This window comes from Yersinia sp. 2540 StPb PI (genome assembly GCF_052217165.1).
Taxonomy (GTDB): Bacteria; Pseudomonadota; Gammaproteobacteria; order Enterobacterales; family Enterobacteriaceae; genus Yersinia; species Yersinia enterocolitica_E.
The window spans coordinates 650,489-667,652 of record NZ_JAZGQC010000001.1 but is presented as its reverse complement, the minus strand read 5'-3'; the positions used below and the strand labels follow the sequence as shown (position 1 = coordinate 667,652).

Below are 17,164 nucleotides of genomic sequence, written 5' to 3'. Positions count from 1 at the left end.
AACTTGTCAGTTTCCCGACCTACATCATAAAAAATTTAAAACGTCGTTTTAATACTATTGACTCCGACTAAGCCAGCAGTGAGACTATAGTCAAAGTCATTGGCGTTGTAGCACGGCTGCAAACAACGCTACAACGTCAAGTTAGCCGGGGATAACCCAATATCATTCCCATCACTGACTCATCATTCAGAAATAGGCCGCTTTCCATGACCAGCAAAAATATTGCCGTTATCGGCGAATGCATGATTGAACTGTCACAAAAAGGTACCGATCTTAGCCGGGGTTTTGGCGGTGATACGCTGAACACAGCGGTGTATGTTGCCCGTCAGGTATCAAAGCAGGCTTTGAATGTACATTACGTGACCGCATTGGGGACTGATAACTTCAGTGAAGAGATGCTGGCTGCCTGGCAGCAAGAACAAATCCACACTGATCTTATTCAGCGTATGGATAATAAGTTGCCGGGTCTGTACTTCATCGAAACCGACAACACCGGTGAGCGAACCTTCTATTACTGGCGCAATGATGCCGCAGCCCGTTTCTGGTTGACCAGTCCGGCAGCCGATGAAATCTGCCAGCGGCTGGAAAAATTTGATTATCTGTACCTCAGTGGGATCAGTTTAGCCATTCTGGACAACGCATCGCGCCAGCGTCTGCTGCAATTGCTGCGCGCCTGTCGTGCCAACGGCGGCAAAGTTATCTTTGATAACAACTACCGCCCACGCCTGTGGCAGAGCAAGCAAGAGACTCAGGAAGCCTACCGTGACATGTTAGCCTGTACGGATATCGCGTTCCTGACACTGGATGATGAAGATATGCTGTGGGGCGAGAAGCCACTGGAACAGGTGATTGCAAGCACTCAGGCTTTGGGCGTGAGCGAGATTATCATCAAGCGTGGTGCGGACTCGTGTATCGTCTGGGTAAAAGACGGTTTTGAAGCCCATCAATATGATGTTCCCGCGGTCAAACTGCCGAAAGAGAAAGTGGTGGATACCACCGCTGCCGGGGATTCCTTCAGTGCGGGCTATCTGGCGGTTCGCTTAACGGGCGGTAGCGCCCACGACGCAGCAGTACGTGGCCATTTAACAGCCAGCACGGTGATTCAATATCGTGGTGCTATCATTCCACTGGCGGCAATGCCAGCAGTTTGATACTCGCCAACAGGTTCAGGCGGCCGGTGACTGACGTCGCTACGGTCCGCCTCTGCTGCTTCATATCGTCATGAATTCATTTCATTAACGACAAGCCCGGCACATACCGCCCGGGCTTTTTTGATTACTGCGCAGTGGTCGGTGTTGGTGGTGCTGCTTCCGCTGCCGCTACTGTTGGCGTGGCATCCTCTGGCACCACCGTATGGGGTGTCATAATTGCGTTATACGCCGCCTGTAATGCCTTCACATTCACTTCTGGCTCGCCTTTCGGTTGCGTCAGAATCAACGTGGTATCTTGCGATAACTGCTGTTTCAATTCCTGATTAAGCTCAGCCAGCGTCAAACCCGACAAGAATGCCTGGCGCAACTTCTGGTACTGTTCCGGGGCGATATCAACTACGCCACTTTGCTGTGAACGCAAACGTTGGCTCATCAAAATGTCGGTATCAGTGCGGGCATAGGTTGCAAACAACTTACTTAGCTGATCATTTTTCTGCACCATCAACGCATCAAACTCAGCCTGACTCAGGCCATTAGCGCGCAAGCTAGCCAGTTCACGGGCGACAAAACTCATCCCTGGCGTCAGGTTTTCAGCCGGCGTATTCAAGTGGATAGCACATTGCGCACGCTGATATTGCACCCGGCAATCAAAGCCCAGTTTCAGGTTCTTCTGATCACTTTTATCCAACACTTGCTGGATATGCCAGAACAGCGCCTCGCGCGCCAAATCACTGCGCCAGTAGCGGCTCAATGCGATGGAATCCTGAATAGGATGCCATGGGGTATCCCACATCAGCGATAGCGTATCTTGTGCCGCTTGTTCATTAATAAGGCTTACCGGCTCTGGCGGCAATGGCGCTAACATCGCAATCGGTGCAGGTGTCGCGCGTTTCCCTTTCAGCTCAGAGAACGTTTTGCCAATTTGGGCGGCAATGCTGCGGCTATCCACGTTTCCGACCACGTACAACGTCATCGCATCCGGGGTGTACCACTGTTCATAAAACTGTTTTAGCTTTTCGACATCGACCGGCTTCGCCACAGGTTGGCCCGGATCATGCCCAATCAAAGAAGAACCTTTAAGCCGATAACGCCACCAAGGTTCCTGAATATTTTGCGGGAAAGTGGCAATAGGATCGGTGGCACCATTCAGTGCTGCATTAACGGTTTGTTCATTTACAGCCAGCTTGCCACTGGTATCAGATAACCAGGCCAGCGCTTCCTTCATCAGGTCGGGGCGGTTATTGGGCAAACTTAAGCTGTATAACGTGAAATCATAAGATGTAATGGCCGGTGGCAACGGGCGCTCGTTATCGACCCCTTGTTGCCACAGCGACTGAAGTTGGGCGGGAGTAAAACTCGCGCTACTCATTAATGCCAGGCGTGGTAGCAGATGGGCAAAGCCAACTTGCTGTGCGCTTTCAGATAATGAGCCAGTATTAACAACCAGACGTAACTCGATCCGATCGCTTGGGCGTTGCGGCGTAGCCAGCAACTGCCATGAGAACCCGTTTTCTAACTTCCCCTGCTGCCAGGCAGGATCGGGTTGTAGTGCTTCAGCCTGCACATTACTGCTGGCGGCAGCCAACAATAATCCACCAACTATGAGACGAATTCTGGTGCCCTGCATGTGAACCCCTACTTAATAAACTATCCAATTTTAAAACGATACAAATTTACACCAGCCAGTCGTGTTTTCACCCGAACAGCCCATGTTTAACTTGTCAGCGCCATCGATATGGCAGCCATAAAGACATGCATAAACCAATCCAGCTTTAATAACCCCAGTCCAGCCATCACAAACTGATCGCTCTGCCGTCATTATTAGGCGAAAAATCAACGGTCAACGCCACCGTGAAAACCGGAGGTGGCAGTGTACCATTCTGTTAGACCGCATGCTTTTGCCGATGTCACTCAACAGAGTAAAAAATAGTAGCTAAAGGGTATTTAACACCAGAAAATGGATCGCGGGGCATTATTTTCGCGATTATAGTGCAGAGGTGCTACCGGTGACAGCAAGCCACCGGTAGTGATTTGGTCGTATTAATCGACTGAATCTTGGTTATATCTTGCGCACTTGGTGCTACGAATTCGCACTTGATGCTACGAAGAAGAAAGACCGTTTTTTATCTCACTGTTAGGTGGTGTTTTGTTTGATAACACCGCCTGCAACTGGTCGTTATCCAGTTGTTTACACCATTTGGCAACCACAATAGTTGCCACACCGTTACCTATCAGGTTAGTCAGGGCGCGAGCTTCGGACATAAAGCGATCGATACCCAGAATCAGCGCCAACCCGGCCAGTGGTAAATGCCCAACCGCAGAGATGGTCGCCGCCAACACAATAAAGCCACTGCCTGTCACACCGGCCGCACCTTTTGAGGAGAGCAGCAGTACTACCAGTAATGTGACCTGATGAATAACATCCATATGGGTGTTGGTCGCCTGCGCAATAAACACTGCCGCCATGGTCAGGTAGATAGAGGTGCCGTCCAAATTAAAGGAGTAACCGGTCGGGATAACCAACCCCACCACCGATTTCTTACACCCTGCTTTCTCCATCTTATCGAGCATGCGCGGGAGCACGGACTCAGAAGATGACGTCCCCAATACGATCAGCAGTTCTTCTCTTATATAGCGGATAAATTTGAAGATGTTAAAGCCATTGAATCTCGCAATCGACCCCAGCACCACCACCACAAACAGAATACAGGTCGCGTAGAAGCAAATAATCAACTGCCCCAGTTGCACCAAGCTGCCGACACCATACTTACCAATAGTAAAGGCCATCGCACCGAAAGCACCAATCGGCGCCAGGCGCATAATCATATTGATGATACCGAAGATAACGCGGGAGAAACTCTCGATAACATTAAAGATGAGCTGACCTTTTTCACCCAAACGGTGCAGGGCAAAACCGAACAGAACAGCAAACATCAATACTTGCAGAATATTACCGCTGGCAAACGCGCCTACCACACTGCCTGGGATGATATCCAGCAAGAATGGCACAATCCCTTGTTGCGAGGCTTGTTCGGCATAAAGTGCAACTGCTTTGGCATCCAAAGTTGCCGGGTCGATATTCATACCGGCACCGGGTTGCACCACGTTCACAATCACCAGCCCAATCAATAGCGCAATGGTGCTGACAATCTCAAAATAGAGCAGTGCAATCGCACCGGTACGGCCAACGGCCTTCATACTTTCCATGCCCGCGATACCGGTAACCACGGTACAGAAAATCACGGGTGCGATAATCATTTTAATTAGTTTAACAAATCCATCACCCAGAGGTTTCATCTGAGCGCCAAGGTCAGGGTAAAAGTGCCCTAACAATACGCCCAAGGTAATCGCCGTTAACACCTGAAAATAAAGACTTTTAAATATTGAAACTTTCATGACTATGTCCTTTTGGGTAAATACACGGCAGCCTGTCGCTTAACTCTTTGTGATGATTGAGTGACACTTCTTTTTTATCCGTGCTTGCGCGGAAAATAACACCCTCATAACAATATGGAAATTATTAGTTGCACTGGATTGCACCCTTAACACGAAATTAAGAACTGAAACGCTTCAAGCGGGAGCAACAACGGAAAAACAGACAGATCAACCAGACAATTAACCAAAATGATTAGTCCGCAGAAGGGGTAGAAATGAGATAAATAATCGGGATGGTGTGTCGGGGAAAAGAAGGTTTTTGAACGACGTGAACAGCCGATGTATTGCAGCAATAGCCCCCTTTAAGGATGATTAGTCAAGGGGGCGAGTTAGCCATTTCCAGTAAGCTTATTTAATTGCCCGGGTGGGCACGGTGGCAGCACTGTTAATGGCGACTTCGTTAATGGCACTCCACTTATTGATATCTGTGCCAAAAGTGTCCAGCTTGATATATTTGGCTGTCACCGGTGCAAAAGTCAGCTTCTCACCGTTTTTGTCCGCCGTAGAGGTTTCCAGCCCTTGCGCAAGCGGCTGCCAACTCTTCCCATCACTGGAATGGGCGATGGAGAACTTCAGTTTGCGTTCGGTGGGTTTAAATGGAACCACGAGAATATTTTCAATGGATTGCGCTTTATCCAATTCCAGTTGAATCCAGCTATCTCCTGATGCTGCCCATCGCGTTTTTACATCGCCGTCGGCAATATTCGCCGGAACATGGCCTTTCTCACTGTCATAACCCGATGCAGTGACAGCAACAATCTGCGCGGCATAACCCGATGCGCAGAACAACGAACCTAACACCAGAGTGGCTAAAACCTGTTTTTTCATCAACCTATCCTTTTTATCACGACACAGGAACCCGAGAGGAAAGCGCCGGGACAAGCAACCCTGGGAAGCCACTGCCCGGCACTTTACCAACAGCGGCCCCAGCACGGGCCGCTGTCGGGACTATTTACGGCCGTTCGGTTGCAGCTTCTCACCCACATTGAGCAAGAACAGTTCATTATCACGGGTTGAGATCCGGGCTGAACCGTCGTCCATTCGGTAAGCACCTTCAGTAAAACCAGCACCATTCAGGAAAGGGGCTACTGCCTGTGGTTTATTGCGTAGTGAAGCCTCTAGCGCCAATAAAGCGTAAGGCTCAATGGCATCTATATCAGCATATTGACGATCCGGTGAAGCCATAAAGAAACCATCGATATAGCGGGTTTTAACGATGTTATCGCCGATTTTCTCTGCTAATAAACGATACTCCGCCACCTGACTGGCATGGTAGAGATCCAACAAAGCAAACAATGCGTAAGGATCGCTGTTGGTAGTATCCAACTTGATCTTCACCTCTTTACCCGGTGCGGTACCGAGATCACCCAGCCCCTGATCGTTTGCAATACCGCGAGCCACTTTCCACAACAGTGGATCATTATCAATGGCATAAGCACGGGCATATGAAATCAGGAATTCGTTGCCCGCTTTGTACGGCTTGAGTACGGTGCCTTTTTTGCCGTAATAGCCATCACGCGGCAGTGTATAATTGGATAAGTCCTGCCCATCAGCAATCATTGGGCGGAAGGTGTTGTCCTTATCGTTATAAGCATATTGCGCGAATGCTTTTAGGCCATCCACGGTCCATTTCAATAAATCCGGCCCTTGATTGCCCAGATCTTTACCCAGTTGCAGTTGCATCAGCGCATTTTCAGAATAAAGCGTGCTGGTGCGCCCTTTGAGCATCATGTTGCCTTCCAATGCTGCCGGGCCAAACTCTGGACCAAACTGACGCTGGGCGCGGTCACCGAACTTGGAGTGGGTATCTGCGTCATCTGTTGGCTCTTCCCGTTTAAGAGCTTGGGTAAACTGATAAACACCAAGACCGGTTTTCGCATCACGTGGCAATACATACTGCGAGGCCAAACGCTTAGCCCACACTAATGCCTCTGGCTCCTGCTGATGTTTATAAAGCAGAGAAGCGGAATAAATCAGATCATTACCTGCATTGAGGAAGCTAAGCCCTTTGGTTGCAAAGAAGGGGGGCTGTTGCTCGAATTTACTTTCCCACAATTTCCCCATTGGTTTGCCATATTCGCCGTGGCGGCTGGTTTCGAGAATACGCCAGTCATAAACATGGGCGTTCCAGAAACCACGAATGAACCGGGCAGTGGCATCACTATCAACACTGAACATCAGGTCATAGTAGGGATAGGCATTTTTCAGTTCATGCACCATCTCTTTTTCACTCGGCCCTTCTGGTTGCAGCGTTTTCAAATCGACAAAGCGATGGCCGCCCCAATAGAGTAAGCCGCTCGGGTCCTGATAATTTTGGAAATGATAACGAACGATATCTTCAGCGCGTTTTTGGTAACGGGCGTCCTGGGTAAGCTGGCTCAGGCCGCTCATGACACGCATCAGATTTTGTTGTGCGGAGAAGTTTGATAACACAGCCCGACGGCCATCGGGGAATATCCATTCCATTTGTTGGCCAGTACGGGGGTCAACACCATCCGCCAATAACGGGCTGGGCTTATCACCGTGGTAAGTATCTGAAGCTTTGCTTAACACGTTATCGACATACTGTTTCACGACAGTGAGACGATCGGTATCCGCTGCCTGTCCGGCGGGTATATACAGCGTTGCCAGCGCTGCCATACTCAAGAATAACGCTCTTTTTTTCATTACTTGCTACCTGTCAAAAATCGTTATGTGAGGTGTGACCCCCTGAGGTCAGAATCTGATTATTTCAATAATGGATCAGAAGCTGTATTTCACCCCAACGCGATAACGGGTTTGACGTTCGTTGGTATTTTTGCTGCCAGCAACGTTACCAACTGCCATATAAGGAGACCAGTTTTTATCCCACTTGTAAGTCAATTTAAAATCGTGGCTCCAATCGTAGTTCTCGTTATTTGCCAGTATAACCCCAGCTTTATTGGCTTGTTTGTAGTCCAGCTCATAGTCTAATTGGTAATCTTTAAAGAATTTATAGCTAACCACGCTCGTCAGATTATAGCCATTTTCAGATGTATCTTTTGGCGTATTAATATTGGCGCTGGTGCGTTTGTAATAAGGACGATAACGGAAGGAAACAGAGAGATCGTCAACGATATTAGCCTTACCACGCAGGTAAGGACGATAACTATTGGCTGTGGAGCTTGAATCTAATGAGAAACCTGGTTCAATAGAAAATGTATTATCAATTTTGTATACATAGCTGGCAACGACTTCAGTACCATTGCTGACTGTTTCATTAAATGCTTTATCTTTGTCCTGAGCCCCTTTCCACTTGCCTTCCAGTGACAAACCGAAGCCATTTGCAAAGCGATGTGACATTAATAAACGATCTTTGTGGGTGTTACCACTTTGATCTTGCATTTCATGACGATAGTCAATAGTTACCGCCATTGCGCTAGTGCTGATAAGTGATGCCATTGCCAGAGATAGTAATTTAAATTTCATTCCAATTTCCCTTATTTTAATAAAGATAAGTATTATTATGATAAATACAAAAGAAACTTATGGAACGTCATTCTATTTATTTTGATATTAAGTTCCGAGATCCATGACCAATAGTTTGAAATTAATAAAACCAATATCCATTTATGTGACATGGTTCAAAGTAAATAGTTTTAACTACTATCGCGTCTCTGTAAGAATTCTGTTAGATCCCAGGTGTAACAAGGGATTGTAGCTATTTTAAAGAGGATAATGTGAGGAATAAATAGTCTTGACGTGGTAGGTAATAATATTGTAGGCACAAGCGAATATAAGGAAAATATATCTCAGCCAAATATTTTCATATGGATATTATTGATAGTTTTAATCACTTTTACACTACAAATGATCTTTGCTATTTGCTTGTAGGAAAAGGATGACCGATATACATGCCAAACCAAGGCATGACGGATATTTATTATTAAAAATTAAGGTTAATTAATATAAGAAAGGATAATATCTTGATATTACCTGCATAGATGAAAATTCTGATATTTAGCCATATTGCAGTGATTACGCCAGAATAATCTGTAGACCAAAAGGGGCAACCAGCGAATGACCAATACCACCGGTTACCTCAATCCGTTTTTTGGTAAGCACCAAAGGATGATCTCGGGCGAAAAATGTTTCCACTTAAATGTGTTATACATCATATTGGCTCACGAAAACTGATGAAAAATCATGAAGTTTCATCGTACAGCCATTTTTTTGCAGCAAGTCCCAAAACAAACGTTGCAACAGTGCCACTTTATCTTCAGCGGCACTGCTGCCTCCCATAAAGGCCATGTTATTAATTTAATTAATAATAATTGATCAAGAACACGGCTTTACCATTCGCTTTACCCGGTGTGACGTTCGCTTCTGTTTGAATATAGCGGGCAGACAGCGGAACACGGATTGTAGAACTGCCGTCTTTTGGCAGCGTCACTGTTTGTTCTGCCGCAAAGTTAAACAGCGTTGGGGTTTGGCTACTACTTCCCCAACCAATCTGGATACCTACGCCCGATGCTGCACCGGATACCGTCGAGTCGATAGCCATAATCCCATTGGCGGCATCAATTACATTGGTAGCAGGTGTCAGGCGCACGCCAATACCGTTATTGAGCGAGTTGGATGTACTCCCCATTCCGGTATTGTAATTCATCAATATCGTCGTATTGGTACTGTTATAAAAACCGTAGAATCTAGGGCAATTTATGAGGTTAATTGACGCATCAATCCAAGGTGTTGTTGAGTTTATCCCCCTAAAAATTTCATTTTTGTCATAACGTCCCAATGCAACCGTGACATCTGGTGTGGTGCAGGTTTGCGTAGACACCGTCAGGGTTCCCTGAAAATTGATATTGTAAAAAGTAAACGGCAACCCGGTGACGGGAACAGAACCCGCATGAGTATTCACCGCGGGCTCAAGCGTAGTCGTGATACTCGGGAAATTTGCACCGCTAATCGTAAAGCTACCGGGGGTAATAGCCCCCGTTTTAATGAGCGAGACATAACGTGTTGAACCGCTAAAATCCAAGGCGCCGCCTAATTCATTGCCTACCTGCCTTATAGGGTTCTCTGTATCCGTCGTCACCGCAGGCCGGTTAACTATTATCGGATTGCCATCTGGGCTTCGTGAAATGGCCACACCAATCCCCGGAATATTGGTCTGATAAACGGCACCCGCAAACGGACCGGTCATCAAGCCGCTCAGAGGGAGTGGGGCATGGCTAATCAACGTTGAACTGCTGAACCAAAATGATTTACCTACGTCAGCCTGTGCCCACTGGCATCCCATCTTAGTGTTTCTCATCAACCAGCTGCCTTGATACAGCACCGTCCCTACGGGAATATCGACCCCCGCCGAAATCACCGGCGGAGTCAACGGCACGGTTTCCGTTTGAGTGGCGCCAGCATCAAACGAACAATTCGCCACGGCCCAGCTACTGGTGCTGATAACACTTAACAAGAGGCCGCCAAATAGCACACCCACTTTATTCATAGATAGTTTCATACATCATTGCCTCTTTTTCTGGCAGTAAATAGCATTGGGTTAGCGCCTTCCTGCAGCGTTATCGTCTTTTCCGCTGAAAAAATACGTCATATCGAAGCCTTTACTCACGAAGCGATTGCTCCTGAGGCACACAGGTCGAGGTAAACCGCATCATCGCGCTGACTTTACCGTTGGCTAATTGCGGCGGCAGAATATAGTTCAGGTAACATTGCTGGCCGGTACCTTCACCCCAACTGACTTGCAAACGGCCACGCTCCTCGCTCACCCGCGCATAAATCTGACCACCCTGACCGACAGAACCCACCACCTGACCTTTGGTGTCTAATACTTGCGACCCAAACGGCACCGGCTCGCCATCTGACTGGGTGGCATTGACCAATATCGGATAGCCCTTGGTACTTTTATATTTCACCATCACCACCGCTCCGGCATTCGGCGCCACTTTCTGACTGGTGGATTCCAGCTCCACGTCATAAGAGGTCCCCTTCGGATCGATGGTTATCTCATTCATCTGATAGGCACTCAGGTACGGCACCACGGCATAACCCCGGGAGTCAATTTTCACGCCGGAGTAACCGGACACTTCGGCCCCTTCAGCGCCCTTCGCTTCCACCACCGCAAAGGTCTCACTGCTGTACGGCGTTAATGTCACGCCGCCGGGGTGGGCAATCATGCTGCCTGAAATGCCGACCGAGCCACTCTGATAGTCGCGACCGCCACCGTAAGACGCCATACTGGTGGCTTTAGAACCGCGGTACTGACCATTGACACTGCCACTGGCCCCCGACCCGCCGTTGCTGTTCATGGCGGTCGCCCCATAACTGAACTGGCTTTGCTCGCCGGCACTGCCTGAAACCGATGCCTGTTCGCCCCAGTTGCCCTGACCATTGCGGTTCATTTCCAGTCGCATTTGCGGCACGTTCTGCTGGTCATTACGCCCCAACGGGAAACTCATACTGACCAGATAAGTATTTTGCATCTCGCCAAACCCGGAGCGGCTGCGGTTCACGCTGACACCGTAGGTCATGCTTTTATAGTTGTTGCTGTAACCCACCTGATACTGCTGGTCACTGCCACCTTTATTCCAGTAATCCTGCAAAGAACCACTGATATACATCTGGCCCCAGCCGTCCGGTAATCCCTGATTGGCGGTCACGGTTAAGCGGTTTTTTGCCCGGTAGATACTGTTGGCGTCATAGCCCTGACGTTCAGCATCAAGGGTTTGCATCGCCGTGGCGAAATCGAGATAGCCCTGAGTCGAAAAGCGGTGCGCCGCCACACTCAGGTTACTGTTGGTTTCAGCAATCACCTTGCTGTAACTGACCTGATAGCTCTGGCCACTTTCATTGCCGTTACGCAGGCGGGTATTGGCCTGGGTCACGTCAACCGCCACCGCCCCAATCGGGGTACTGAACGCGGTCCCGACCTGCACGGCATAATAGTCTTCACTGGCCTGCGCCCCGGTATAACCGGTAATGCTGTTGTTCAGACCACGCTGATAGGTTCCCTGATAAAGACCCGGGGTAAAGGAGAGCGAATCATTGCGCACTTTACCCACCGTCAGGCTGTAGCGCTGCGAACCGGGGCGCAGCAATTGCGCCACTGCCGCAAACGGCACCTGGAAGTTCTGTGTGCTGCCGTCGGCTTCACGCACCGTGACATCCAGATTGCCGCCGTAGCCGGTCGGATAGAGGTCATCAATGATAAATTCGCCCGGCGAAACCGTGGTTTCATACAACACCTGACCACTCTGGCGCACGGTCACCAGCGCATTGGTGCGGGCAATCCCGCGCACTTCCGGCGCATAACCACGCAGGGACTCTGGCAACATGCGGTCATCGGTGCTGAATTGTGCCCCGGTAAAAGGCACGGTATCGAATAACTGCCCGGTGGTATTGGATTGCCCCAGCAACACCCGGCCCAGTGCAGCCGGGACATCCCGCTGCACATAACTGTTAATACTGGTGTATTTGCTGTCACCGTCTTCTTGCCAGTTATACGAGCCGTTATGACGGAAATACCATGAGCCGAGGTTTAGCCCGGTGTTAATCCCGGCAAAAGCCGAGTTAAATGTCTGTCCGTTGGCGGAGGAGCTGTAGCCATTGAGTGAATAGCCCAACATCCCTGACGTCACGCCGCTGTCCCACAAGGCCGGATTGACGGTGCCACGGGCGGTACGGAGTAACAATGCCTGGGGAATAGCGATATCCAGCCGTTGTTCGCCGCTGTCAAAAGTCACCTGGGCATCGGGGATCAGCGACGCCAGATCAACACAGCCCGCGTCTTTTTTCAGCGGAGCCAGTGATTCAGGCGGCAGCGCGTCAGGTTTGAGATTAAGGCTGGCAATGACCGACGAGGATAAGCAGGCATGGACACTTTTATCGTCGCGGGCCTTAAACTCCACATTCTCATTGCCAATCAGGGTATTGTTTAAATAAATGTCAGCCCGGTAAATGCCGGGTAACACGCTGCCCCCTTTCGAGAAGCGGCTTAAATCAATGCCGGAACCACCGTGTTCGGTATTTAAGTAAATACTGTCAAACTCCACAGCCTGAGGTTTATTAGGCTCAAGTGATACAGTACTCTCTGTTTTTCCAATGCTATCAACAGCAAAAACAGTGGGTGACAAAAAAACGGTAATAATCGCCGCCGCAACGGGCGTTAAACCAACATTGCGGGTAGGCTGTTCTGCTGAAAAAGGCATTGCAGGGTGTTTCATTATTCAATTATTCCGTAGTGTACAGACGTATTCCGCCCCCACGAGATAACCAGCGGACGCTGTGTATGACTGCTGTATATAAATTAAATTAAGGTTTAATGGGCTGGCTCAGTTTATTGAGTGCGCCATAATCATTAACAAATTCAAAATCAACATTATTGCCGGCGGTATTTCCCGGTAACGAAAAGGTCAGCGAATTATTAGGGCTAATCATTTGGCCTTCAACCGGCGCTGTTTTACTGCCCGTTATCCCCACCGTGACCAACGAAACATGAAACGGTGTCGGATTGGTGACTTTAAGTCCGCCGGGGACTTTGGTCCAGACTAAAGATTGTGCGGCATCATTGGGATTACCGACCAAACCGGTAGGACGGAAGAACAATTTAATACGGGAACGGTAGGCCATCTGTAAATAGTTCTGGCTGCTACCCGCATCCGCTTTAGCCGGGATCTCTAAGACATTTAACCAAAAAACAGATTCTTTATCTTTTGGTAAAGCCGCACCGGTATAACTGATGCGCAGTGTCTGGCTTTTATTCGGCTCAACCCGGTTAATCGGTGGTGTCAGTACAAAAGGCACTTTTAACGTTTCCGGGCGGGCATTCACATCCCCGTTATCAATCCAGCTTTGTAATACCACCGGGCCGGTGCCGGTGTTATTCACCTTTACCGTCACTTCTTTTTGTTTTTCCGGATAAATTACCCGGGTGCCGGTAATAACCACACTGGCCTGAACAGAGCGTCCGACAAATAGAATCAAGAACAAGGCTGAGAAGACAGTTAATAAAAAACGGTTAGTGCTGTTCATAACAACCTCGACACTTAATGAATGTGTGCATGCTTTAATTTTAGTGCTTATCGTCAAAAAGGGCAGATATCTGCCCTTTTATATTTCTGTGTTACTCGTTAATACTTATTTGTATTGAATAGAGTAAACCACGTTGCTGACAACAGTACCGGCAGTGGTTGCGCCATCAGCATAATATTGAACCGCATACGGCAGTGTTGCAGAACCCGTAGCAGCATCAATATAAGTCGTGCTGGTTGTCTGGCTGCTGTTACCGGCTTTAATTGGTGCCATGGCGTTAGACGCGTCCAGCAGTTCCAGGCTAACCTGGCCAGCAGTACCGCTTACGTTTTTCAGGTGACCGGTAACCACATCAACACTTGGGCCTGCTTCAAAGAAAGCCGAAACTGTTTTCAGGGTGCCAGCACAGTTGCTCAGTGCCATGTTAAAGCCGGTGCTGCCTGCAACCTGGTTAGCAGAAGTCAACTGGTTAGTACCGACAGTTGGCAGTACTACTGTTGCGTCTGCACCCTGGCCGTCGACGGACACGTCACAAGTAGATGCTGTCAGTTCACCGTTAAAAGTGATGGTACCGGTAGAAGCGGCTTGAGCAGCGTTAACACCCGCGAATGCAGCAACGATTGAGGCAATAATAGCTAACTTTTTCATTTATATTTCCAATTAATAATAGATGTATGAGTTAAATAACTCAGTACTGTTGTGTTAATTTGGTGGCGGTTATTCCACAAGAATCCATTAGATATCTATTTATCGCTGCTGGGCAATAAGACCAGTAATGAGTTTTTTCAACAATCCAATAAATGTCGAAGCTCAATATATATACTTGGTAGCGAAAACGATATTTTAAATATCTTTTAAGAGCGGGAGTAAAGCGGGTTTCTAATATTCACAATGTCCGTGCTGTATATTAAGCGACTTAGAAACTTGAAACATCCTTGTCGCTGTGCTCACTTGCTATGGATTAAAGTATACATGATCGATTCATCTGGTAAATACAGATATCACAGATCAATGATCTGCAAGCAATATTAATTTGCAGTATATTATACTGAATGTTTCCTTTGTCGAAGATTTTTAGATCGTCTACATATAAAAAAGTAATCGTTAATGTGGATTAAGATCATTTTAGTAGCTTATTATGTTTTTAATTTAAAGAATAAAATAATCCATTTCCATTTGGGGGAGTAAATAATCCCAAACACCCCGTATTTTAGCCTACAGATAAAAAATAAAATTCCTACGGCGGCGTGGGAATTTTATTTTTTATTTGCCTGTGTTAGTGCATTTATCCTACATTCACCCCACTTAATTCTCGATAAACACAAAGTAACATCATGCTTTTTTTTATAAAAACACAAGGCTCATCTTTTGGTAATTTGCACATAGCCAGTAGTGAGCAACTTACCGCTGGGTTCAACGCAATACCCTGAAATGGAAAAACGGCCAGGCAGCCAGCAAACGAATCCCGATGAGCTGGCTCAAGTCAGTGATTCGGGTAAGTGAGTGCCGCTAACAACGCTGCAGCGTCAAGGACGAAGGATGTAGCGCGCCTCAAACACCTCTCGCGGTAATGGCTCTGAAAACAAAAAACCCTGCCCGCAGTAAATACCGTGGTTTAGCAACCATTGACGTTGCTCATCGGTCTCGACACCTTCGGCCATCACTCGCAACTTTAATACTTCTGAAATAGTGGCGATAATTCGCGCCATTACATCATCTTCTGGCAGGTGCTCCACAAAGCATTTATCGAGCTTAATCATGCTGATTGGTAGGCCTTTCAGGTGATTGAGATATTGAAGACTTGAATATCCCATACCAAAATCATCCAAAGCGATCGACAAACCTAGCCCTTGTAATTCGCGCAGTAGCCCGAGAGCTTCATCCAGATTCTGAATACGGGCGGTTTCGGTTATTTCCAGTAATAATTGGCGCGGGTCGATTTGATACTGATCGATGATGGTTTTCAGATGCGGTAAAAACTGATCACTCTGCACCTGCAAACCCGAAATATTTACTGCCAAAGATAGGGTAATCCCTTGTGCTTTCCAGTCAGCCAGAATGCGGCATGCCTCTTCCAGTACCCAGTTACCCAGTGGCATCATCACGCCCCCCTCTTCCGCTCCGGGGACAAACTCTGAAGGGGAACGATAACTGCCATCCGGTTGGGGCCAGCGTAACAACGCTTCTGCACCGATAACCCGCTGATCTTGCATATTCCATTGGGGTTGTAAAAACAGCCTGAAGTCGTGATTTTCAATTGCCTGTAAAATGTCATGCTCCTGAGTCAGTCGCTTTTGCGTTTTCTCAGTCAAATGCGGCTCAAACACGATAATCTGGTTTCGCCCCTGATGGTGAGCGGCCATCATCGCAGTACTGGCATTGCCCATCAGAGACTCGGCTGTTTCATCTTGGTATTGGTAATCAGTAATCCCAATACTGGCGCTGGGCCGCAGTTGCATATTGCCAAAGACTAAGGGTTGGGTAATTTGCAGCATAATCCGCCGCGCCAACTGCATCGCCGGGAACGGGCGGCTGATCCCTCTGGCAAGTACTGCAAACTCAGTTTTACTCAGTTGCGCCAGCAAGCTGTTTTCATCAATGCATTGTTCAAGTTGCTGTGCCATCGTCAACAAGAGCTGCCGGTGCTGCTCTTCACTCATTACGCCGGACACTTCTTGCAATGTTTCAATGCCAATGACTAACAGGTGGAATTTCTCAGCATGCATACCAGCTGCAATTTCCTGCTCAAGTAGAGCCATAAACAACGGGCGGTTGGGGAGTTCAGTCACCGGGAAACGGGTATTTATACGGGTCATATCCGTATAAGCTTCGGCTAATAGTTGCTGGTTACGGTTGTAATTGTGTACCAGTACGCCTAATTCATCATCCTGATGGTGGGCAGGTAAGGACAGTTGGTGGTTAAGCACACCTTGCTGACCAATCTTTTCCAGCTCTTTGGCCATCGCCCGCAATGGATGAATAATCAGGCGATTAATACACCAGGCGATAGAGACCGAAAGTACCAATGCCAGTAACAAATAGGTCGATAGCATGGCCGACAGTGCACTGAGAATGAACTGATACATACGAAATGAGTCGGCTCGCAACACTAAATGTGCCAGTGGCTGCGGATTTGCGGATACCCGCTCCAGTGCATACAGCGGTATTGTTATCTGTACTGGCAGGGAAAAAATACGCTTAGCCCAGCGTGGAACAGGCCGTTCTGTGGGGAAGTTAGCATGTAATACCTGAATCTGATTCGGTAATATCACTTCAGCGCGGCTGAGAATACCAATCGGTAACAAGCTATTGAGGATTTTTTTGGCTTGTGGGACATCGACACTTAGTATGGCTTCTGACAACGGTTGGCGAACCGAATATGCGATGCTCTCCAACTGCTTGGCGTAGTCATCTTTGCGCTGCTGCACAAAGTGGAACAACTGAAGGACGATAAAAATACAGATGGTCACCAGTGCCACAACTGCCACTGCCGCCATTTGTTTAATCGTTAATGAACGCCTTACCTGCAAACTCGCTCTCCGCCAATGCCAACTGAATAATATAAGAGGGTG

11 protein-coding genes are annotated in these 17,164 nt (G+C 48.0%); 1 reads left to right on the top strand and 10 read right to left on the bottom strand.

The annotated features are described in order from the left end of the window. Nucleotides 1-206: 206 nt before the first annotated feature. Nucleotides 207-1,151: a sugar kinase gene (locus V1956_RS02910; RefSeq protein WP_372560266.1), complete on the top strand. Its 945-nt coding sequence runs from the start codon at nt 207-209 to the stop codon at nt 1,149-1,151. Nucleotides 1,152-1,275: 124 nt separating this feature from the next. On the opposite strand, the gene V1956_RS02905 is transcribed toward V1956_RS02910, so the two are convergent. The 10 genes from V1956_RS02905 to hmsP all read right to left on the bottom strand — a co-directional run bounded on the left by V1956_RS02905 (nt 1,276) and on the right by hmsP (nt 17,122). After that, nucleotides 1,276-2,778, bottom strand: coding sequence for a M16 family metallopeptidase (locus tag V1956_RS02905; protein ID WP_372560265.1), 1,503 nt, complete (start codon nt 2,776-2,778; stop codon nt 1,276-1,278). Nucleotides 2,779-3,251: 473 nt separating this feature from the next. Beyond that, entirely contained in the window at nt 3,252-4,547 is a 1,296-nt protein-coding gene (locus tag V1956_RS02900; protein WP_372560264.1) for a dicarboxylate/amino acid:cation symporter, read from the bottom strand. Between the two features lie 387 nt (nt 4,548-4,934). Further along, nucleotides 4,935-5,414, bottom strand: coding sequence for a discoidin domain-containing protein (locus tag V1956_RS02895; RefSeq protein ID WP_420074695.1), 480 nt, complete (start codon nt 5,412-5,414; stop codon nt 4,935-4,937). A 120-nt stretch (nt 5,415-5,534) separates the two neighbouring features. Then, entirely contained in the window at nt 5,535-7,253 is a 1,719-nt protein-coding gene (locus V1956_RS02890; protein ID WP_372560262.1) for a pectate lyase, read from the bottom strand. A 75-nt stretch (nt 7,254-7,328) separates the two neighbouring features. Next, nucleotides 7,329-8,033: an oligogalacturonate-specific porin KdgM family protein gene (locus V1956_RS02885; protein ID WP_083161368.1), complete on the bottom strand. Its 705-nt coding sequence runs from the start codon at nt 8,031-8,033 to the stop codon at nt 7,329-7,331. 835 nt (nt 8,034-8,868) lie between these two features. Next, nucleotides 8,869-10,065 (bottom strand): fimbrial protein, encoded by a 1,197-nt coding sequence (locus V1956_RS02880; protein ID WP_420072524.1) that lies wholly within the window; start codon nt 10,063-10,065, stop codon nt 8,869-8,871. 100 nt (nt 10,066-10,165) lie between these two features. Further along, a complete protein-coding gene (locus V1956_RS02875; RefSeq protein ID WP_442824786.1) occupies nt 10,166-12,784 on the bottom strand; it encodes a fimbria/pilus outer membrane usher protein in 2,619 nt (872 codons plus the stop codon). 88 nt (nt 12,785-12,872) lie between these two features. Next, complete coding sequence (locus tag V1956_RS02870) at nt 12,873-13,592, bottom strand: fimbrial biogenesis chaperone (protein ID WP_420075510.1); 720 nt, start codon at nt 13,590-13,592, stop codon at nt 12,873-12,875. A 105-nt stretch (nt 13,593-13,697) separates the two neighbouring features. After that, complete coding sequence (locus V1956_RS02865) at nt 13,698-14,240, bottom strand: fimbrial protein (RefSeq protein WP_372560258.1); 543 nt, start codon at nt 14,238-14,240, stop codon at nt 13,698-13,700. An 878-nt stretch (nt 14,241-15,118) separates the two neighbouring features. Further along, entirely contained in the window at nt 15,119-17,122 is a 2,004-nt protein-coding gene (gene hmsP / locus V1956_RS02860) for a biofilm formation regulator HmsP (RefSeq protein WP_227746572.1), read from the bottom strand. Between the last annotated feature and the right edge of the window lie 42 nt (nt 17,123-17,164).

Bases quoted from the DNA above. Each gene is read 5' to 3' on its own strand.
- V1956_RS02910 (WP_372560266.1), top strand. From the start codon at position 207: ATGACCAGCAAAAATATTGCCGTTATCGGCGAATGCATGATTGAACTG.
- V1956_RS02905 (WP_372560265.1), bottom strand. From the start codon at position 2,778: ATGCAGGGCACCAGAATTCGTCTCATAGTTGGTGGATTATTGTTGGCT.
- V1956_RS02900 (WP_372560264.1), bottom strand. From the start codon at position 4,547: ATGAAAGTTTCAATATTTAAAAGTCTTTATTTTCAGGTGTTAACGGCG.
- V1956_RS02895 (WP_420074695.1), bottom strand. From the start codon at position 5,414: ATGAAAAAACAGGTTTTAGCCACTCTGGTGTTAGGTTCGTTGTTCTGC.
- V1956_RS02890 (WP_372560262.1), bottom strand. From the start codon at position 7,253: ATGAAAAAAAGAGCGTTATTCTTGAGTATGGCAGCGCTGGCAACGCTG.
- V1956_RS02885 (WP_083161368.1), bottom strand. From the start codon at position 8,033: ATGAAATTTAAATTACTATCTCTGGCAATGGCATCACTTATCAGCACT.
- V1956_RS02880 (WP_420072524.1), bottom strand. From the start codon at position 10,065: ATGAAACTATCTATGAATAAAGTGGGTGTGCTATTTGGCGGCCTCTTG.
- V1956_RS02875 (WP_442824786.1), bottom strand. From the start codon at position 12,784: ATGAAACACCCTGCAATGCCTTTTTCAGCAGAACAGCCTACCCGCAAT.
- V1956_RS02870 (WP_420075510.1), bottom strand. From the start codon at position 13,592: ATGAACAGCACTAACCGTTTTTTATTAACTGTCTTCTCAGCCTTGTTC.
- V1956_RS02865 (WP_372560258.1), bottom strand. From the start codon at position 14,240: ATGAAAAAGTTAGCTATTATTGCCTCAATCGTTGCTGCATTCGCGGGT.